Annotated in this window: 17 protein-coding genes; 1 reads left to right on the top strand and 16 read right to left on the bottom strand. The window is 61.2% G+C overall.

Going from position 1 to position 20,392, the window contains the following annotated elements; translation table 11 throughout:
• Positions 1–8: 8 nt before the first annotated feature.
• The 16 genes from MTP43_RS06065 to MTP43_RS05990 form a co-directional block, all read right to left on the bottom strand.
• Positions 9–278 carry an HU family DNA-binding protein gene (locus MTP43_RS06065; RefSeq protein ID WP_015538329.1) on the bottom strand — a complete coding sequence of 90 codons (270 nt, stop codon included), beginning with the start codon at positions 276–278 and terminating at the stop codon, positions 9–11.
• A 53-nt stretch (positions 279–331) separates the two neighbouring features.
• Positions 332–1,057 (bottom strand): nucleoside triphosphate pyrophosphohydrolase, encoded by a 726-nt coding sequence (mazG, locus tag MTP43_RS06060; protein ID WP_129872344.1) that lies wholly within the window; start codon positions 1,055–1,057, stop codon positions 332–334.
• Positions 1,058–1,222: 165 nt separating this feature from the next.
• On the bottom strand, positions 1,223–1,681 hold the full coding sequence (locus MTP43_RS06055; protein ID WP_249235160.1) for a zinc ribbon domain-containing protein: 459 nt from the start codon (positions 1,679–1,681) through the stop codon (positions 1,223–1,225).
• A 172-nt stretch (positions 1,682–1,853) separates the two neighbouring features.
• Complete coding sequence (locus tag MTP43_RS06050) at positions 1,854–2,789, bottom strand: uridine kinase family protein (RefSeq protein ID WP_015538327.1); 936 nt, start codon at positions 2,787–2,789, stop codon at positions 1,854–1,856.
• The gene (gene hemZ / locus MTP43_RS06045) at positions 2,755–4,224 is read right to left on the bottom strand and encodes a coproporphyrinogen dehydrogenase HemZ (protein ID WP_249235159.1); all 1,470 of its coding nucleotides are present in this window, start codon (positions 4,222–4,224) and stop codon (positions 2,755–2,757) included. The genes MTP43_RS06050 and hemZ overlap by 35 nt, the downstream gene beginning before the upstream one ends.
• Before the next feature lie 12 nt (positions 4,225–4,236).
• Positions 4,237–4,854 (bottom strand): MBL fold metallo-hydrolase, encoded by a 618-nt coding sequence (locus tag MTP43_RS06040; protein ID WP_015538325.1) that lies wholly within the window; start codon positions 4,852–4,854, stop codon positions 4,237–4,239.
• Positions 4,855–4,856: 2 nt separating this feature from the next.
• Positions 4,857–5,318: a D-aminoacyl-tRNA deacylase gene (dtd, locus tag MTP43_RS06035; RefSeq protein ID WP_112120854.1), complete on the bottom strand. Its 462-nt coding sequence runs from the start codon at positions 5,316–5,318 to the stop codon at positions 4,857–4,859.
• 4 nt (positions 5,319–5,322) lie between these two features.
• Positions 5,323–7,665, bottom strand: coding sequence for a RelA/SpoT family protein (locus MTP43_RS06030; protein ID WP_112120855.1), 2,343 nt, complete (start codon positions 7,663–7,665; stop codon positions 5,323–5,325).
• Positions 7,666–9,798 carry a single-stranded-DNA-specific exonuclease RecJ gene (gene recJ / locus MTP43_RS06025; RefSeq protein WP_117526460.1) on the bottom strand — a complete coding sequence of 711 codons (2,133 nt, stop codon included), beginning with the start codon at positions 9,796–9,798 and terminating at the stop codon, positions 7,666–7,668.
• Entirely contained in the window at positions 9,795–11,120 is a 1,326-nt protein-coding gene (locus MTP43_RS06020) for a 5-bromo-4-chloroindolyl phosphate hydrolysis family protein (RefSeq protein ID WP_223451764.1), read from the bottom strand. The genes recJ and MTP43_RS06020 overlap by 4 nt, the downstream gene beginning before the upstream one ends.
• Before the next feature lie 10 nt (positions 11,121–11,130).
• Positions 11,131–12,726, bottom strand: coding sequence for an NAD(P)/FAD-dependent oxidoreductase (locus MTP43_RS06015; RefSeq protein ID WP_097786078.1), 1,596 nt, complete (start codon positions 12,724–12,726; stop codon positions 11,131–11,133).
• A gap of 21 nt (positions 12,727–12,747) precedes the next feature.
• Positions 12,748–14,052: a CdaR family protein gene (locus MTP43_RS06010; RefSeq protein WP_015538319.1), complete on the bottom strand. Its 1,305-nt coding sequence runs from the start codon at positions 14,050–14,052 to the stop codon at positions 12,748–12,750.
• Entirely contained in the window at positions 14,049–14,951 is a 903-nt protein-coding gene (cdaA, locus tag MTP43_RS06005) for a diadenylate cyclase CdaA (protein WP_005926885.1), read from the bottom strand. The genes MTP43_RS06010 and cdaA overlap by 4 nt, the downstream gene beginning before the upstream one ends.
• A gap of 14 nt (positions 14,952–14,965) precedes the next feature.
• Positions 14,966–16,132 (bottom strand): 2-C-methyl-D-erythritol 2,4-cyclodiphosphate synthase, encoded by a 1,167-nt coding sequence (gene ispF, locus MTP43_RS06000; protein ID WP_097786077.1) that lies wholly within the window; start codon positions 16,130–16,132, stop codon positions 14,966–14,968.
• Between the two features lie 368 nt (positions 16,133–16,500).
• Entirely contained in the window at positions 16,501–18,183 is a 1,683-nt protein-coding gene (locus tag MTP43_RS05995) for a phospho-sugar mutase (protein WP_005926891.1), read from the bottom strand.
• Between the two features lie 125 nt (positions 18,184–18,308).
• The gene (locus tag MTP43_RS05990) at positions 18,309–18,683 is read right to left on the bottom strand and encodes a hypothetical protein (protein ID WP_097783787.1); all 375 of its coding nucleotides are present in this window, start codon (positions 18,681–18,683) and stop codon (positions 18,309–18,311) included.
• 128 nt (positions 18,684–18,811) lie between these two features.
• On the opposite strand from MTP43_RS05990, the gene MTP43_RS05985 reads away from it, so the two are divergent.
• Positions 18,812–20,350: a YifB family Mg chelatase-like AAA ATPase gene (locus MTP43_RS05985; protein WP_015538316.1), complete on the top strand. Its 1,539-nt coding sequence runs from the start codon at positions 18,812–18,814 to the stop codon at positions 20,348–20,350.
• Positions 20,351–20,392 lie beyond the last annotated feature (42 nt).

The raw sequence follows: 20,392 nt of genomic DNA, 5'->3' as shown, positions 1-20,392 counted from the left end.
AGAACCGATTACAGGGTGTCCTTCAGGGACTTGCCGGGCTTGAACACGATGCTGCGGGAAGCAGCGATGGTGATGGGCTCGCGAGTGCGGGGGTTGATGCCCTGACGCTCGGCGCGCTCGCGCACCTCAAAGGTGCCGAAGCCGGAAATGGTGATCTTTTCACCCTCGGTCATTGCCTTGCCCAGTGCCTCAAAAACAGCGCTGACAGCCTGCTCTGCGCTCTTCTTGCTCATTTCGGTGTTTGCCGCAACCTGTGCGATCAAGTCGGTCTTGGTCATATTATTTGCCTCCATCTGATTTGTCTTAAATTCTCTCGTTCTATCGGAGCAGGTCATTCGACCTGAGTACCGCTTTGTTCCTGTTCCAGACACTGCTGTGCAAAGCGCTTGGATGCAAAGGTCAGCGCTTCCTCTGCATCCACCCCTGCAAGCCGGACGGCGTTTACTGCTGCAAACAGCAGCTGGCCTGCGGCTTCCTGCTTTGCAGTGTCCTCTGCCTTGCCAAAAGCCTGCACGGCGGCTTCCAACCGGTGCTGCGCTGCGGCTGCATCCTGCTGCCCAAGGCCGTGCCCGGCGGCACGCTTTTGCAGCTTCTGCGCCCGCATGAGCGCGGGCAGCGTAGCAGGCACGGTGGCCAGCTCGTCCGCAAGGGTAGTGCGCCCCTTTTCCTTATTTTTGAGCGCATCCCAGCCATTTATACCGGCGTTTTCCGCTGCGGAGGACGCAAAGATGTTGGGGTGCCGGAACACCAGCTTTTCGCAGACGTTGCGGCACACGTCCTCAAAGGTAAAGCGTCCCCGCTCTTCCTCCATGGCGGCGTGGAACACCACCTGCATCAGCACGTCTCCCAGTTCCTCCCGGAGCAGAACGGCATCATCTGCGTCAATGGCCTCCAGCGCCTCGCAGGTCTCTTCCAGAAAGTTTTTGCGGATGGACGCATGGGTCTGCACCTTATCCCACGGGCAGCCGTTTTCCGGGTCCCGCAGGATGCGAATCACCTGCAGCAGCTGCTCCGCCGTATAGGGCGGCTGTGGGTTCCAGTCCAGCACACGTTCCATCTCCTTTTGAAAAGATACTGTAAATTGTACCGCAGCTGTTGCGGTTTTTCAAGCAAAAAGCCGCAATTTTCCAGCATTTTTCATGGTTTTCTGCGCTTTTCACAAAAACAGGACGGTGTCCTGTGGGGGATACCGCCCCGTTGCAGCTTTTTTCCGGTTACCGGCTTACAGCTGTGCGCCGCACTTATTGCAGAACAGTGCATCGTCCGAGACGGGCGCGCCGCACTGCGGGCAGGTCTTGCGGGCAGGCTGAGCGGGCTGTTCCGGGGCAGCTTCTTCTGCCTCCTCCATGGGGGCTTCGTAGTCCACCTCGGCGGCCTCGGCCGGGGTCAGAGTAGCCTTCAGGCGGGTGATCTCCTGCTCAATGGTATCGATCATCTCGATGTATTTATCTACCAGCGGCTGGTTCTCCTCCTTGCCCTTGGCAAGACTGTACACCAGTGCACCCAGCTGACGCTGTGCCTTGAGCAGCTTGCCCTGCTCGTTGACCAGCAGCGCCTGCGTCTTGCCCTTTTCAGCCAGATCCATGGCAGCGTTCTTGCCCTTTTCAGCCAGATCCATGGCAGCGTTCTTGCCCTTTTCGGCATATTCCAGACCTATCGCTTTGATCTTGTTAAAATCCATAAAAGACACCTCTCTTATTCTGGCAGCATTCTCTGCAGACTGCGGCGCACAGTGCGCCATACCGGAGTCGTATTCCCATTATAGCGCAGCGTTATGGCAATTGCAACGAATGCACCGCAATTTTTACAGTTTGGTGCCGGTTTGGAAACAAATTTTACGCATTTTTCACTTGTCAGGTGCGGCTGCCGTAGAACTCGCACAGCATACTGTCGGCGGGCAGCAGTTCCAGCGGCAGCGGATCCACCTGCTCAAAGCGGCGGGCGGTCTCGTCCCACAGCTCAGCGTTATGGCCCTCCAGCGTGAACTGACGGCGCACCTCGCCCAGCAGCCGGGAGATCAGTCCCAGCTCGTAGGTAAAGGAGGTGTCCAGCAGAAAATCCGCGGTGGTCTTGAAGCCCTTGATATACCGGGTCTCGCCGTCCAGCACCCTGTCCCACATGGAAAGGGTCTTGGCGGGGCTGCGGCCGCGGGCTGCGGCATCCCGCAGGGTGCGCCGGCACAGGCGGATATCCTGCGTATTGATGACCCGGCGGCCGTCAATGCAGTACTCCTCCCGCAGACCGGCGTAGATGCGGTAGATTTGGTCATCCGGCACAAGGCCGGTCAGCTCCGGGTTGAGGGCATGGATACCCTCCACGATGCACACACCGCCCTGCAGGTCGATGGGTTCCACTGCGGCAGCGCGCTGCTCGGTGGCAAAATCATAGATGGGCAGCTCGGTCTTGCCGGTCTCGCTGAGCTGGTGCAGGCACTGCTTGATGAGAGGCAGATCCAGCGTTTCAAGGTTTTCGTAGTCCAGCGTGCCGTCCGGCATTTTGGGGTAGTAGGCAGCACCTTTAAAAAAGTTGTCCAGACTGACCACCTGCGCCGGGGTGCCCTGCTGCACCAGAGCCTTTGCCAGACAGTGGGCGCTGGTGGTCTTACCGCTTGCCGAGGGGCCGGTCAGCATAACGATCTTTGCCCCGGAGCCTCGTACCTTCTGGGCAGCATACTGCACCCGCCGGGCGTAGCTGTTCTCGCTCAGCTGTGCCAGCGCCTGCGGACTGCGGGCTGCTACGTTATACAGGTCTACTTCAACCAGTCGTTTCGGTACCCAGATTGTGATCATAAAACTCAGCCACTCCTTTTTTCCGTTCCAGTACCTCCGCAAAGCGCTGGATATACTCGTTCGGATACTTAAAATTGAAGATGCGCTGCATCCGTTTGCCTCCATCGGCCACCAGTTTGGTGCTGCCGCCCGCACCGGCCGAAAGGATGGTCAGGACTTCCTCCATGATATAGATATTATAGTAACCCTCGTGACCCGGCTTGCACCAGCCCACGTTTTCCAGATTTTGCAGCGTATTCTTCTGCCGGTAAAGGTAATAGGGGCGGTAGCCCGCCTCGGCCAGCAGATGACACTTTTCCAGCATGGCGGCTACGTCCGCGTAGTCGTTTTCCTTCTGGTCCTCGATGACGATGCGGGACGCCCGCTTGAGGGTAAGGGTGTGGACGGTGATATTCTCCGGCTGCAAGGCAATGGCCTGCCGCAGGCTGTGCTCAAAGCCCTCCACCGTATCCCCGGGCAGACCGGCAATGAGGTCCATGTTGATGTCCTCGTGTCCGGCGCGGCGGGCATCGGCATAGCAATTCAGAATATCCTGTGCCGAGTGCTTGCGGCCGATATTTGCCAGCACTTCGTCCGAGAAGGTCTGGGGATTGATGGAGATGCGGGTAGCGCCGTATTCCTTGATGACCGCCAGCTTTTCGGCGTCGGTGCAGTCCGGACGGCCAGCTTCTACGGTATATTCTACGACCTTAGTCAGATCAAAATTCTCCCGTACGGTGCCCATGAGCTGCCGCAGCTGGGCGGCGGAAAGGCTGGTGGGGGTGCCGCCGCCAATGTAGATGCTGCATAAAGTCAGCCCGGCACGCTCAGCCTGCGCCCGGATCTCCGCGACCTCCTTGCACAGGCAGTCCACATAGGGCTGCACCATCTTGCGGTCGCGGTCCAGATTGCAGCTGACAAAGCTGCAGTAGCTGCACCGGGAAGGACAGAACGGGATGCCGATATACAGGCTATACGTCTTGGGGGCGCTGCCCAGCCGCAGGATCGGCTCCTGCAAGTCGGCAATTTCCTTCGCCATTTCGTATTTTTTCTCCGAGCAGTCGAACCGCTGCAAAAAGAAGCGGTCGATCTGCTCTGCGCTCCACCCGGCGGCGCGCTTATCGTGGATAAGCCGCACCGGGCGCACACCGGTCATCTTGCCCCAGGGCGGGCGGACGCCCGTCCACGAGCGCAGCAGGTCATAAGTCAGGCTGGCAAGGGCAAACTCCGGGGTTTCGCCGCCCTGTTCCACCGGCAGCGGCAGCGGGGCTTCCAGCGTTTTGCTCTTTTCGCCCTGCCGCACCAGCACCCGCAGACCGGTATCGGTCTTTTCAGCCCACAGACAGTCCTCAGCAGGCTCCGGCGGGGTCAGGGTCAAGGGTGCCATGGGGTAAAACAGGCGGGCAAGGTGCTCCACCTCGTACCCGGAGGGCAGCCCAGTGATATAGATCTTCATGTCATTCTCTCTTTAAAAAATGTCGTTGCCGCCGCGCAGGGCGCTGCGGATATAGTAGTTGTTGTCCAGCTCCGCGCCAAAGGTGGAAAATTCGCCGTGGCCGGGCAGCACCTGTGTTTCGCGGGGGATGGGCAGCTGCGCCAGCTTGCGCAGGCTGTCTGCCATCTGCGCGCTGCTGCCGCCCTCAAGGTCGGTGCGGCCAATGCTGCCTGCAAACAGCGTATCGCCACAGAACAGATGCTCACCGCACAGCAGCACCACGCTGCCGGGGGTGTGGCCGGGGGTGTGCCACGCGGTAAAGCGCAGCTCGTCCACCGCGATCTGCTCGCCTTCCGTGTAGCCGTAGTCCGCAGCGGAAAGCGGGTACATCCGGTCGCCGGCAAGGTCTGCCTTTTCACAGTAGAGGATGGCGTTCCACTCTGCCTTCAGCGCAGCAGCGCTGCCCACATGGTCGTAGTGGCCGTGGGTGCACAGGATAGTGGTAAGGGTGGCGTTGTGCTGCTTTAAGATTTCGTCGTAGCTGTGCACCTCTGCCGCCGGGTCGATGACCACGGCATGGCCTGCGTCGGAAATGAGCAGAAAGGTGTTGGTATACAGCGGCGGTGCCGCAGGAATGTGAAAACCTTGCATCGTTACTCCTTCTTTTTCCACTCGTCGGTATCAATGACGATGGTGCAGGGGCCCTCGTTCACCAGCGACACCTGCATATGGGCGCCGAACTCGCCGTGCTGCACGTCCTTGAGGCCGTGCTTCGCCATCTCGGCAAGGAACAGCTCATAGGCATCCACCGAGAGGGGCGGCTTTGCAGCCTTGATAAAGCTGGGACGGTAGCCCTTTTTGGTGTCACCGTAAAGGGTGAACTGGCTGACCACCAGCGCGGAATAGCCCAGATCCCGGGCGCTCAGGTTCAGCTTGCCCTCCGCATCCGGGAAAATGCGCAGACCCGCGCATTTATCGGCAAGCTTGGGCACGATGTCCAGTGTGTCGGTGTCCCTGACCCCCAGCAGGATCATGATTCCCGGCCCAATGGCGCGGGGTTCGCCGCCCTCCACCCGCACGCTGGCGGAGGATACGGCCTGAATGACTGCTCGCACTGCGTTAACTCCTTGTCACCTTGAGCACGTCCCGCACCTTGGAAAGGCGCGCCACCACACGGTTGAGGTGCTCGGTATTGTTGATGCCGATGGTCAGGCTGACCACGGCGCAGTTGTTTTCTACCTGACGGGCGTTCATGGCATAGATGGGCACCCGGATATCGGCCAGTGCGCTGAGCACGTCCTGCAGCAGCTCGTTGCGGTTCAGGGCAATGATCTCCAGCCCGGCCTTGTAGCTGTCCTTGACGCTGTCTGCCCAGTAGGCCTTGACCCAGCGGGGAGCGTTGGAGGGGTCCTTCATGCTGGCAACGGCGTTGGCACAGGTCTGCTTGTGGATGGAAACACCAAAGCCACGGGTGATAAAGCCCACGATGGGGTCGCCGGGCAGCGGGCTGCAGCACTTGGCAAACTTGATGGGGGTGTTATCGAAGCCCTCCACCACCACGCCGTCGGTGGCGTGCACGCGGCTCAGGTCTACCTTTGGCAGATCCTCCACCGACTTATTCTCCTCGGCTTCGGCAGCCTTGAGCTTCTGCCACTCTTCCTTGAGCTTGGGCAGGCAGTTGGCAATGGTCATGCCGCCGTAGCCGATGGCGGCGTACAGCTCCTCCGCGTTGTTCTGGCGCATCCGGCGGGAGCAGCCGTCAATAAAGGCATCCAGCTGGTCGTCCGGGATGATGATCATCTCCCGGCGCAGTTCCTTGGACAAGGCGTCCCGTCCCTGCTGGATATTCTCCTCCCGGCGCATCTTCTTGAACCAGTTGCGGATCTTGCTCTTGGCCTCGCTGGTGCGCACGATCTTGAGCCAGTCGCGGCTGGGGCCCTTATCTGCCGGGCCCAGCAGCACCTCAATGATCTCGCCGGTAGACACCACATGGTCGATGGGCACCATACGGTTGTTCACCTTACAGCCCACCATGCGGTTGCCCACTGCCGAATGGATGGCGTAGGCAAAGTCGATGCAGGTGGCGCCGGTGGGCAGGTTGATGACATCACCCTTGGGGGTAAAGGCAAACACTTCTTCCGGCAGCAGGTCGCTCTTCAGATCGTGGAGCAGGTTGCCGGAATCCTCGCTCAGGCGCTGGTTCTCCAGCAGCTGGCTGACCCATGCCAGACGGTCGTCCAGCTTATCGTGGCCTTCGCGGCCTTCCTTGTACTTCCAGTGGGCGGCAACGCCGTACTCAGCCTGCTCGTCCATTTTGCGGGTGCGGATCTGCACCTCAAAGGGGATGCCCTCGTGCCCGATGACGGTGGTGTGCAGGCTCTGGTAGCCGTTGGGCTTGGGGGTGGAGATATAGTCCTTAAAGCGGTTGGGCAGCGGGTGGTACATATCATGGATGAGGCCAAGGGTGCTGTAACACTCGGCCAGAGAATCCAGAATGACCCGGACCGCGTAGATATCGTAGATCTCGTCGAAGGACTTATTCTGCATGATGGTCTTGCGGTAGATGCCGTAGATGCTCTTGACCCGGCGCTTGATGGTGGCACCCTCGATGCCGCTTTCCACCAGACGGCGCTCGATGACGCCAGACACCTTGATCAAAAACTCCTCACCGGCGCGCTCGCTGAGCATCCGGCTGATCTCGGCATAGCCCACGGGGTCCAGATAATGCAGGCTGCGATCCTCCAGCTCTTCCTTGACGTTCAGGATGCCAAGGCGGTTGGCGATGGGGGCGTACACCTCCATGGTCTCGCGGGCCTTATCGCGGCGCTTCTGCTCCGGCCAGGCGTCGCCGGTGCGCATATTATGCAGCCGGTCGCACAGCTTGATGATCATCACACGCACGTCCCGGCTCATGGCCAGCAGCATCTTGCGCAGGTTCTCGGCCTGCAGTTCCTCAATATTGGAGAACTGGATCTTGGTCAGCTTGGTCACGCCGTCCACCAGCAGGGCCACTTCCTCGCCAAAGGCGGCTTTCAGGTCGTCCAGCGTGGTGGGGGTATCCTCCACTACGTCATGCAGCAGGGCGGCGGCGATGCTCTCGGAGTCCATGCCCAGATCCAGCACCAGCCGGGCGACTGCCAACGGGTGGCAGATATAGGGCTCGCCGCTGCGGCGGCACACGCCGTTGTGGGCGTTATTTGCCAGCTCGTAGGCCTTTTGGATCATCTCCATATTGTAGGCTTTGCCGCTGGCCTGAATGGCCTCGCACAGCTTTTCCCACGTTACGATCTCCGGGCGTACCTCAGAGGGCAGCGCCCCCTCCGGTGCGTCTGCCAGCAGCGCCGTAGCGGCTACGGTGGCGGTCTCCTGCACCGGCTGGTGCAGATGGGTCTTGGCAGAGTAGCCGTCCTCGTCCCGTACCGGAGCCGGGACCGGGACAGTATTTTTCTTTCCCTCAGGCATTTATAGTTCCTCCAGACATTTCAGGATGGGGGCATCGGCAAGGTTCTTTTTGCCTGCTGTCGGCACCAGCTCCCAGAATTTTGCCCCGCCTTTTTCCGCTGCGGTGATCAGCCCCACCTGCTCTAAAGCGGCAACTGCCACCAGCGTTTTGCCGGTCTGCTCCTCGCCCAGCTTTGCGCACAGGGGCTGCAGGTCCTCGGCGTGCCAGCGGCGGGACTGCAATTCCCGGTACACGGCAATGATATCCGTGCGGGCGGGGACGATCTGTTTTTTCTGTTCTTCGGTCAGGGGGGTGCCCCGGCGCAGTGCCTGCACCAGTGCAGCCTGCCGCGCCAGCTCTGCGCCCAGCCCTGCCGGGTGCAGGTCGATGATACGGCCGGAGAGCTGCGCCCCTCGGGCGGACTCGTAGACCGAAAGGTTCAGTGCCACGTCCACCACATCGCCCAGCGCGTAGGGCAGCTGCTCGGCGGGCATCCCGAACCAGACGGCGTACAGGCAGCTATTGCCCTGCCGCAGCCGCAGGCGGCTGTGCCGCCCTTCCGATACCGGGTATACGCCGTCCACCACGGCACTTTGCAGCAGGAACACCGGGGTGGGGTTCTCGGCTCCGTAGGGTGCCAACTGCTCCAGATGCCGCACGCTCTCCACCGTGATGCGGTCCAGATGGATGGTCACATCACAGGTAAGGGGCGGGGTGTGCAGCACCGGGCATTCCCGGGCAGCCCAGTCGTTCAGGCGGCGGCGCAGCTCGGGCAGATTTTCTTCCCGGACGGAAAGTCCCGCCGCCATGGCGTGGCCGCCGTAGCGCACCAGAAGGTCGGCACAGGAGCCGATGCAGGCGTGCAGGTTAAAGCCCTGCACGCTGCGTCCGCTGCCCTTGCCCTCGCCGTGCTCGTCAATGGTGACCACGATGACCGGGCGTCCGGTGCGCTCCACCAGCCGGGAAGCCACGATGCCAATGACGCCGGGATGCCAGTCCCGTCCCCACAGCAGCATGATGCGGTCATCCAGACGCTCGGGCTGCTGTTCCAGCAATTCCTCGGCAGCTTTGAAGATCTGCTGCTCAGTCTCCTGCCGGTGGGCGTTGATCTCGTTCAGCTTGTGCGCCAGTTCCTCGGCCCTGTCCGGGTCCTCACAGAGCACCAGCTGCAAGGCGGTGACGGCGTTATCCATGCGGCCTGCCGCGTTGATGCGGGGTGCGATGGCGTAGCTGATATTCTCGGCGGTGATGGGCTTGCCCGCAAGGCCGACTTCCTCTAAAAGTGCCCCAAAGCCGGGGCGGTCGGTCTGTTGCAGCTGCCGCAGCCCGGCCTTGACAAGGGTGCGGTTCTCCCCCACCAGCGGCATCACGTCTGCCACAGTGCCCACGGCGGCAAGGTCGCCGCAGTAATCCAGCATTTCCTCCGGCGGGCAGCCGTCCAGCGCAGCGCAGAGCTTGAAGGCTACGCCCGCGCCGCACAGACCCTTGAAAGGGCTGTGGTCGTCCTCTCGGCGGGGGTCCACCACGGCCACGGCCTTGGGCAAAGTCTCCGGCGGCAGATGGTGGTCGGTGATGATCAGGTCCATACCCAGTGAAGCCGCAAAGTCGGCTTCCTCCACGGCAGAAATGCCGTTATCTACGGTCACGATGAGGGTGCAGCCCTTGTTATGCATGGACTGAATGGCGTTTTTGGACAGGCCGTAGCCGTCCCCTTCGCGGCTGGGCAGCATACACTTGACGGACGCGCCCATGCCCTTGAGGTGCTGGTACAGCAGGGCGGTGGCGGTCACGCCGTCCACATCGTAGTCGCCGAAAACCGCGATGGTCTCGCCGTTGTCAATGGCCTGCCAGATGCGCTGACAAGCGGCGTCCATGTCGGTCAGCAGGGCGGGGTCGGAAAGTTCTTCCTCCCCTGCCAGCAAGGTCAGCGCTTCGGCGGGGTCGGTGATGCCCCGGGCGGCAAGGATACCCGCCAGCAGGGCGTTTTCCTTCTGCTGCGCAGCCAGCACGGCCTTATATTTTTCGTCTGACCACGGCGCTTCGTCCATGGCCTGCTCTTCCAGCTGTGCCGCCGCTTGTTCGGCAATGGCGGCGGTCAGTTCCCGCACAGCGGCGCGGTCCAGCGGTTTTTGTTCCCAAGCACGGTAGGTCATTCAAATTCCCTCCCGGTCAGGCCATCGTTGGCCAGCATTCCCTGCAAAGCGGCGATCTCGGAAGAAATGTCCATGGCTACGTCCGAAAGCAGATTGTTGTACAGGTTCTCATACGCCTGATTCAAGGTGTGCAGGATACCCGCGATATCCCGGCGGATGGTCTCGGCGTTTTCGCCCTGCTGCCCCTGCACATCGTTATAGGTGTGCAGCAGCTTGAGGGTGGTGGGAATATAATATTCCGCAAAACGGCGGGTCTTGGGCTGGCTTTCCGGGTGTGCCTCCAGCCAGTCGCAGATGGCGGTAGTGGTCTTGTGCATGGCCGCCAGCTCTTCCCGCGCCTGCGCGTCCTGCATGAGCTGCTGCTCTTTTTCCAGCACGGCAGCAAAGCGGCGGGCGGTATCGAGATTGAGCAGAGCATCGCCGGTTTCTTCCTTTTCCGGCTGCGGCTGCGCGGCGGCTGCGGCGGCTTTCTCCTTGGCAGCGCGGTAGTCCTCTGCCGTCAGGTAGAGCGTTTCAGTCTCATCGTCCAGCCATGCGTTCAGCCAGCCCTTATGGATGTAGCCGCGCAGCTTTTTCAGCGCCTTTTTCTTGGTCTGGTGGGTCAGGTCTGCCAGCATCTCCACCGCCAGCCCCTTCTGCGCGTTCAGCTTTTCGGCTGCATCTGCCAACGCCCCCAACTTTTTGGAGGCCGACAGCCGGGAGGCACCAGCGGAGATCATCACACCAAAACCACATGCCAGCAAGGTAAAGATGCCGCCGCAGAATTCCAGGGCTGTCATAGCCGCTTCGGTAAGCAGCTCGCCGCCCACAACGTACTGGGCAATGTCCTGCACCCAGATGGGGGTAGCCGCCGCAGCCACGCCAAGGCAGCTGATTCCAGCGATGCCAAAGGTGGCCGCAAAGGTGATGCCCACCGCCAGCAAAGTGCAGCCTGCGCTATGGCGTTTTTTTGCGCTGATACGGATGCTTTCCACCGGGGTCGGCTCCGGCTTTGCAAAGATCTGCCGGAACCAGCCGGGCATCCCGGCGGGGTCGGCATCCGCAGCACCTTCGCGGAAAGGCTGCTTTGCATCCCCGTAGGGATAACCTCTGCGCCCCTGCCGGAAGGCCTTTGCGGCCTCTCCGATACCGTAGTTGGCTGCATGGACAGCGGCTTTGCCCACATCCCACGCCCGGTCACCGATGTCCATGCCCCTGCCCTCAAAGCCGTGGGCAAAGGCATCGGTCATGGTGTCGCCAAAGGCGCGCAGCTGGTCTTCCAGCTCCTGCTGTACCTGTCGGCCTTCGTTATTATTTCGGTTATCGTTTTCACGATCGTACATCAAAATTTTCTCACCCTTCTGCCGGTGCATACCGGCTGATGATGGCGCGGGCCACCCGCAGACCATCCACGGCGGCGCTCATAATGCCGCCCGCATATCCCGCACCCTCGCCGCAGGGGTAAAGCCCTGCCAGCTGGGTGCACACAAAGTCCTCTTCCCGCTTGAGCCGCACCGGGCTGCTGGTGCGGGTCTCAAGGCCGGTCAGGATGGCGTCCGGCGCAGTGTAGCCCGCGATCTTGCGCTCATAGGCGCGCAGACCCGCTCGCAGGGTATCCGCCAGCTCCCCGGGCAGCAGTGCGCCCAGATCTGCGGCAGTCACACCGCGGTCGTAGGTGGGCTGTACGCTGCCAATATGCAGCTGCCCGCGCCCTTCCAGAAAGCTTTGCACATTCTCTGCCGGGGCGGCGTAGGCTCCGGCGGCACGACCGGCGGCATAGGCTTTTGCTTCCAGCTCCCGCTGGAAGGCGATGGCGCGGCGGGGGTCGTTTGCAAAGTCTGCCCCGCCCACGCTGACCACCACCGCCGCATTGGCGTTTTTGCCGCTGCGGGCGTGGTAGCTCATGCCGTTGGTCACAACACGCTCTTCCTCACTGGCCGAAGCCACTACCTGACCGCCGGGACACATACAGAAGGTGTACACGCACCGGTCGCCGACGTGCTGGGAAAGCTGGTATTCGCCCCGGGGCAGTGCCGGATGTCCGGCAGCTTCATGGTACAGGCTTTTTTCGATCTCGCTTTGCAGGTGCTCGGCGCGGAAGCCCACGCTGAAGGGCTTGCATTCCAGCACAAGGCCGCTGTCCATCAGCATGCTGAAGGTGTCCCGTGCCGAGTGCCCCACCGCAAACACCAGCGTCTCGCAGGCAAAGCTGCCGTTTGTAGTAGTGATGCCCACAAGTCGTCCGTTTTTTCGCTCCAGTCCGGTGAGCGCGGTGTTGAAGTGCACCTCACCGCCCAGAGACTCGATCTCTTTGCGGATGGAGGTGATGACGCCGCGCAGCAGGTCGGTGCCCACATGGGGCTTTTGCTTCCATGCGATCTCTGCCGGGGCACCGTGCTGCAAAAACACCTCGGTGACAAAATCACACAGTTCATCCCCGATGCGGGTGGTCAGCTTGCCATCCGAGAAGGTGCCCGCGCCGCCCTCGCCGAACTGGATGTTGGCGTTGGGGTCCAGCTGACCGGTGGCGGAAAAGTGCTCCACCGCCTGCACACGGGCATCCAGCGCAGGGCCGCGCTCCAGCACGATGGGGCGGTAGCCCTGCCGTGCCAGCAGCAGGGCCGCAAACAGCCCCGCCGGGCCCAGTCCGCACACCACAGGGCGGTGCACAAGCGGCTGGGTACCTGCGTGCAGGGTAAAGTCTGCCCGGCTATGCAGGGCGGCGTCCGAGCAGCGGGCTGCAAGGGCGGCCTCCTCCCCGGGCTGCTTGAGGGTGACCGCCACGGTATATACCAGCTTGGGCTGGCCGTGGCGGGCATCCACCGAAAGCTTTGCCACGCCGGTGTGCTCTACCTTGCTGCGGGGCACCCGCAGGGTGTGCAGCGCCTTTTCAAATGCCTGCGGCTCTGCGGCAGAGAGGGGCAGACGGATGTTGCGAACCAGAATCATTTGTTGTGTTTTCCTTTAAATTTAGTTGCTTTCAATGCGGCATTGCAGCACATAGCTGCCCAGTGCAAAGATCTTGCCGTTGGAGGGTACATACAGCCGGCAGGCAATGTTCTGTTGGCCGGTAGCCACGGCAAAGTCCTCGGCGTCGATCTCAATGACCACCTGCTCGGGGGTCAAAGTCTCCATAGCACCCTTGGGGCCGCAGAGGATCACGTTCATCAGCCGCTCGGTCTCCACCGTCAGCTGATAGGTGGCGGGCAGATTGACCACCTGCACACAGCTGGAGGGCAGGTTCATGGTCTTGGTCTCCAGCCCGGAGCAGTCAAAGCTGACCGTGATGGTGGAGATATTGTCCAGCAGATAGATATCTGTCGGCAGCTCGATGGGCATCTCGTACACCTTGTTCAGACTGAATGTGGAAAGGTCGATGGTGCCGATGGACAAGGTGGACAGTGCATCGATCTTTTCTGCCGGGCCCGCTACCTTGAGCTGCTTGCAGCTGAGGGCATAGCTCAGCACCGAGTTATCGAACCCGCGCGGCGCGTTGATAAAGTTCACCTTCACCGGCAGGGTCGCCGTCTTGTACACTTGCAGCGTCACGTCCACATTGCTTTCTTCCAGCGTGGTGTACTGGAACTTGACCTCTTTGCCGCCGCTGGTGTAGAAGCGCAGAGGGGTGTTCAGCGTGACCGACTCGGTCAGTTCGCTGCTGTAAGATGCCTCGGCGGTGCAGGTAGCCACCTTGCTCAGCTCGCTGCTGGGGCCGGACAGGGTGACGGTCTCCTTGGAGACCTCGGTGCTGTAAAGGATATAGCCGTCTGCAATGCGCAGATAGTTGGTGGTAGCGGTAACGGGCAGGGTCTTTTCCTCCACCACGTCAAACACCACATCCACCGTGTTGTCGCTGCCTTCCATGGTCACGGTCACGCCATTGAGCAGACCGTTTGCGCCGCGCACTAGCAGCCGCAGGGTCTTTTCGCCGCTGTCGCGCACGCTGGACCAGTCCGGGTAGACCACAAAGTCCGACGCGCTGAGCCCGCCGATGGTGTAGCCATCGCCGGAAAGCTTCAGGTTCACGGTCTTGTCCTCGGCACTGACGATGCTCAGACCCCGGGAAGTATAGGCGGCGGAATCGTAGGTGTAATCCACCGGCACATTATAGATGGTGTTGGTGGTGCCGGGCTGAACGATGATGGTGACCACCATCCATGCAACGATGGCACCCAGCACAGACAGTGCCAGCCGGACGCGGCGGTCATCCAGAAGATTTTTCTTTTTGCGGACGGCAGGCTTTGCGCCATTCGTCTTGTTCGGCTGGTTGCTCATTGCTGCTCGTCCTCCCCCTTCTGGCTGATCCAGTTCCACAGCTTTTTCGCCTGCTCCACCCAGCTGTCGGCGGTGTTCTTTTCCACCGTGGACTCCTTGGGGATCATCTCGTCGATGAGGCGGGTATACAGGCTCTGGCGGTCAAAATGACGGATCAGCACACCATTTTTGGCCATGGAGATGATGCCGGTCTCCTCGCTGACCACGATGGCAATGGCGTCGGAGTTTTCCGCAATACCAAGACAGGCGCGGTGGCGGGTGCCCATATCTTTGCCCAGATCCAGATTGTTGGAAAGGGGCAGCACGCAGCCCGCCGCCTTGATGCGGCCGTTTTCGATGATAGCGGCACCGTCATGCAGAGGTGTGCCCTCGTAGAAGATAGTGCCCAGCACTTCCAGATTGACCGCGCTGTTCACCGGGGTGCCGGTGCGCACGATCTCGGAAAGGTTGGTGTGGCGCTCCAGCACGATAAGGGCGCCGGTCTTGGTCTCAGAAAAGCGCTCGGCTGCATCGCAGATGGCAATGATGGCGCTGCGCCACGCACCCTTGAGACTGGGGTCGTTGTAGCGCCCCTTTACGTTGAACAGCTTGGAAGCCCATTGGTCGGTCTGACCCATGCGCTCCAGTGCGCGGCGGATCTCCGGCTGGAACAGCACCACAAGGGTGAGCAGACCAACTTGCAGCAGCGAGTTGAGCAGCCATGTAACGGTGCGCATATTCAGGGTGTTGGCTACCAGATACACGACCATGACCAGCAGCGCACCCTTGGCCAGCTGCCCGGCGCGGGTGCGGTTGATGATGCCCAGCAGCTGGTAGATCAGGAACGCGATGATGATGATATCCAGCAGATCAACGATCTTGAAGGTCTGAAAATTGGCGATGATCGCATTCAGTGTCATGCGTGTGTGCCCCCTTACACAGCTTCGATCAGGGCGACAGCGTGGGCAGCAATGCCCAGCCCCTCGCCGGTAAAGCCCAGATGCTCCTCCGTGGTGGCCTTTACGCTTACCGCCTCTACCGGCAGGCCGAAAGCCGCCGCCAGATTGGCACGCATGGCCGGGATATGGGGTGCAAGCTTGGGGCGCTGGCACAGCAGGGTGGCATCGATGTTCTCAATGCGCCAGCCATGCTCCTTGAGGATCTGCGCCACGCGGCAGGCCAGCTTCAGGCTGTCGGCACCGGCGTACTCCGGGTCATTGTCCGGGAAATGCTGGCCGATATCCCCCAGCGCCGCAGCGCCCAGCACAGCATCCATCACCGCATGGGTCAGCACGTCCGCATCCGAATGCCCCAGCAGACCTTTTTCAAAGGGGATCTCCACCCCGCCAAGGATCAGCTTGCGCTGCTCTACCAAACGATGTACATCATAGCCGTGTCCAATACGCATTTCCGTTTCCTTCCTCTGTGCCGGGCAGGGCAGATCCTCCCGGGTGGTGATCTTCAGGTTTGCATAGTCGCCCTGCGTCAGCTGCACCGGGCGTCCGGTCAGTTCAAACAGGCTGCAATCATCGGTAACAAGGCGGGCGCGAGTCTCGTCCAGTTCTTCCAGCGCCGCAAGGTACGCTGCACGGTCAAAGCACTGGGGGGTCTGCACCGCATACAGGGTACTGCGGTCCGGGGTGGCGCATACCGCGCAGTCCGGGGGCACGGTTTTGCCATCGCCCCGGGCAGCGGTCTTGATGGTATCCTTCACCGGCACCGCCGGGGCTGCTGCGCCGCACCGGGCGGCAGCTTCCAGCGCCGCCGTAATGACCGACGCACTCACAAAGGGGCGGGCGGCATCGTGCACTGCCACCAGCTCTCCGTGCGCTGCCAGCACGCCGTTTTTTGCGCTCTCGGCGCGGGTAGCCCCGCCCGCTACGATCTGCACAGGCTTTGGGCAGTCCGCCGCCTGCTGCGCCACAAACTCCCGGTTTTTGCCTGCCACCAGCACAAGCTCGGTGATCTGCGGGCACTGGGCAAAGGCGCGGATGCTGCGGTGCAGCACCGTTTCGCCTCCCAGATCAAAGCTGAGCTTATCAAACCCCATGCGGGTCGAGCTGCCCGCCGCCACCAATACTGCCGATACAGTTTTTTCCATCTCTTCCACCTACCCTGCCGCTGTGCCGCGCTGCACGCCCACAGCTGCTTATAATAAACCATGTTTTATTATAGCGTATCACAGCGCAAACTTCAACCGATTTTACACAGCAAAAGTGCATCCTTGCTGCATAAAGCCCTGCGGTCTGTCCTGAAAGGACAGTCACCCAGAGTGTGCGCTTTCGCCCCCTCAGGCGCTGACCCCTTCCGTCTGCTCACTGCGTTCGCAGCCACCTTCCCCAAGGGGACGGCTTTTCGCGGTGACGGTACACCTCCATAAGGCTTTTGCTCCGGTCAACTATCTGCTGAACGCAAAAAAGGGCTGCTGCACAAAACGTGCAGCAGCCCCGCAGATGCTTTGAAATGTTTTTACTTCAGGATGGGCTCAATGGCGGCAGCCAGAGCATCCTTCTGTGCCTGCGCCTCGGCCAGATCCTTGCCCAGCGTGGTGAAGTAGGTCTTGATCTTCGGCTCAGTGCCGGAGGGACGCACCACCACGGTAGCGCCGTTTTCCAGCGTGTAGATCAGCACGTTGGCAGCGGGCAAACCGGTCTCTTCCGGCTTCTTGTAGTCGGTCACCTTGACCACCTTATGGCCGGCCAGCTCCACAGGGGGCTGGTCACGCAGCTTCTGCATGATGGAAGCCATCTTCTCCATGCCGGTCAGGCCGGGGAACTCGAAGCTGTCCACCTTGTTCAGGTAGCGGCCGTACTGAGCGTAGATCTCTTCCAGACGCTGCTTGATGGAGGAACCGATGCTGCGGTAGTAAGCAGCCATCTCGCAGATGAGCATGGAGCCGATGACGGCGTCCTTATCGCGGACGTAGGGGCCAGCCAGATAGCCGTAGCTCTCCTCAAAGCCGAAGATGAAGCGGTCGACCTCACCGGCAGCCTCGAGGTTGGCGATCTGGTCGCCGATCCACTTGAAGCCGGTCAGCACATTGCGCATCTCCACGCCGTAATGCTTTGCCACAGCGTCTGCCAGCGGAGTGGACACGATGGACTTGACTGCCACGGGGTTCTTGGGCATGGTGCCCTTCTCGATACGGCCTGCGCAGATGTAATCCAGCAGCAGAACGCCCATCTCGTTACCGGACACCAGCTCATAGCTGCCGTCCGGGCACTTCATGGCAATGCCCACGCGGTCGGCGTCGGGGTCGGTAGCCAGCATCAGGTCGGCACCGGTCTTGGTGGCCAGTTCCAGACCCAGCTTCAGTGCCTCGAAGATCTCGGGGTTGGGGTAGGAGCAGGTGGTGAAGTAGCCGTTGGGGTACTCCTGCTCGGGCACGATGGTGATATCGGTGATGCCCATATCGTTGAGCACATGGGTCACGGGCACAAGGCCGGAGCCGTTCAGCGGGCTGTACACCAACTTCAGGCCGGCAGTCTTGCACAGACCCGGGCGCACCTGACGTGCCTCAATGGCATCGTACAGCGCCTTTTTGCAGTCGTCGCCCACAAAGCGGATCATGCCGTTCTCCACGCCCTCGGCAAAGGAGATGTACTTTGCACCGGTGAGCACATCGGTCTTCTGGATCTCATCATAGACGATGGCGGCGGCGTCATCGGTCATCTGGCAGCCGTCCGGGCCGTAGGCCTTGTAGCCGTTGTACTTGGCAGGGTTGTGGGAAGCGGTGACCATGATACCGGCGTTGCAGTTATAGTAACGGGTAGCAAAGCTCAGCGCGGGCACAGGCATCAGGGCATCATAGATGCGCACCTTGATACCGTTGGCTGCCAGAACGCCAGCGGCGGTCTTGGCAAAGACATCACTCTTTAGGCGGCTGTCGTAGCTGATGGCCACAGTCTGGGTACCGCCCTGGGTCAGCACCCAGTTTGCCAGACCCTGCGTTGCCTGACGGACAACGTAGATGTTCATGCGGTTGGTACCGGCACCCAGCACGCCGCGCAGACCTGCGGTGCCAAACTTCAGCGCCACAGCAAAGCGATCCTTGATCTCATCGTCATTGCCTTCGACCTTTGCCAGCTCCGGCTTCAGGTCTGCATCCTCCAGATCCGCTGCCAGCCAGCGCTTATATTCATCCAGATACATCTTGTACACCTTACCTTTGTTTAAAATCTTTTTCCCCGGATTGAAATGGTTTGTATAAACCTACTTATACTATAAACTCTTGCTCCGCTTATGTCAATTGCGTAAAATGGCCGAAGTTTGTGCCCTTAAAACCGACAAATGCCACAAAAAACCGGTTCTTCTGCTATATTTATTGCGTTTTTCGAAGTATCCAGCAGCTGGTAGGGCTGGTGTACATCCTCCAGCACCTCCAGCCACTGCTCCGGCCCCACGCCGTTTTCACACAGGTAGCGCAGCAGCCGCATCACCCGGCCAAAGCTGTCCGCCGGGGCAAGCACCGTGCTGCTGCGCACCTTGCCGCCCTGCTCCCGGCGCAGCTGTGCCAGCACCCCCTGCGGGGTGGATGCGGCGCAGTACACCAGCGTACAGGCGTGTTGCAAGCCCTCCAGTTCTGAATAGGTACGGATATAGCGGCAACATTCCCCATTTGTCATGTTCTCTCGTTCTCCTTTCTGCTGCATTGACAACTTTCCTGTGCTTTACTATAATGATTTTAAACAGAAAAAACTGTCGAAGTATGGAAAATATATCCATTATTTTCCACTTTTAGCATTTTTGACAAACCATGCGCCATGCAGGGAGGGACACCATGTATTCTGTGACCAACAGCTTTGGCCTGAACGGGCTGCGCGGCTTTGCCGTTGCGGTGGAAGCCGATGTTTCCGGCGGGCTGCCCGCGTTTTCCATCGTCGGCCTGCCGGACTCTGCCGTGCGGGAAAGCGCCGACCGGGTGCGCGCCGCCATCAAAAACCTTGGCTTCCGCTTCCCGGACCGGCGCATCACCATCAACCTTGCCCCCGCCGATGTGCGCAAGACCGGCCCGGTGTACGACCTGCCGCTGCTTCTGGCGCTGCTGACCGCCAGCGGACAGTTAGAAGAAGTACCTGCCGATGCTGCCTTTCTGGGCGAGCTTGCACTGGACGGCAGTCTGCGCCCGGTGTCCGGCGTGCTGCCCATGGCGCTTGCCGCTGCCGAGCACGGCATCCGGGCGCTGTACGTCCCGACAGAGAACGCCGCCGAGGCAGCCGAGGCCTGTGCCGACACCATGACCGTCTATCCAGCCCACACCGCCCGGGAGGTGGTGGAGGCACTGAAGGGCATCCGCCCCCTCTCCCCTGCCGCTGCCATCCCCTTTGACCCGGAGGACGCATGGCAGCAGGTGCCGGATTTTGCGGACGTGATGGGGCAGTCGCTGGCGCGGCGCGCCATGGTCATAGCGGCCGCAGGCGGGCACAACGTGCTTTTGACCGGCGCACCCGGCACCGGCAAATCCATGCTGGCAAAGCGCCTGCCGGGCATCCTGCCACCTCTGACCCGGGAGGAAGCGGTGGAGACGACCAAGATCTACTCCATTGCCGGGCAGCTGCCGCAGGGACGCGGGCTGATCTCTGCCCGCCCCTTCCGCAGCCCGCACCACTCGGCCAGCGCTGCCGCCCTTGCCGGCGGCGGAGCGCAGTTTCGTCCGGGCGAGTGCAGTCTTGCCAACTGCGGCGTGCTGTTTTTGGACGAGCTGCCGGAGTTTTCCCGCGAGAGCTTAGAGGTGCTGCGCCAGCCGCTGGAGGACGGCCAGATCACCGTGAGCCGCGCCGCCGGAAGCGCCACCTACCCCAGCCACTTCCAGCTGGTAGCCGCCATGAACCCCTGCAAATGCGGCTACTACGGCCACCCCACCCGCGCCTGCACCTGCTCGCCCAGTGCGGTGCGGCAGTACCGCAGCCGGGTGTCCGGCCCGCTTTTGGACCGCATCGACCTGTGCGTGGAGATGGACCCCATCGCCTTTGACGAGCTGCACACCGCCGCGCCCTCCGAGAGCAGCGCAGAGCTGCGCAAGCAGGTGCTGGCCGCCCGCGCCATTCAGGCCAAGCGCTACGCTGCGCCGGGCTTTAAGGGAGTGCACTGCAACGCCCAGCTGAACGCCGGACAGGTGCGGCGCATCTGCCGCATGACCCCCGGTGCCGAGCAGCTGCTGCGCAGTTCCTACGATGCACTGGGACTTTCCGCTCGGGCGCATGACCGCATTTTGCGGGTAGCCCGCACTGTGGCCGACCTTGCGGGCAAGACCCTGCTGGACGAGGATTCTCTGCTGGAGGCGCTGCAATACCGGGCGCAGGAGAAATTGGACGGATAAGGCAGTCTGCACTCTAAAAATACAACAGAAAGAGGACGGAAC

It is taken from the genome of Faecalibacterium sp. IP-1-18, from assembly GCF_023347355.1.
Classification (GTDB): Bacteria; Bacillota; Clostridia; order Oscillospirales; family Ruminococcaceae; genus Faecalibacterium; species Faecalibacterium prausnitzii.
Note: the sequence above shows the minus strand (reverse complement) of the source record. Positions and strands in the feature narration are given on the sequence as shown.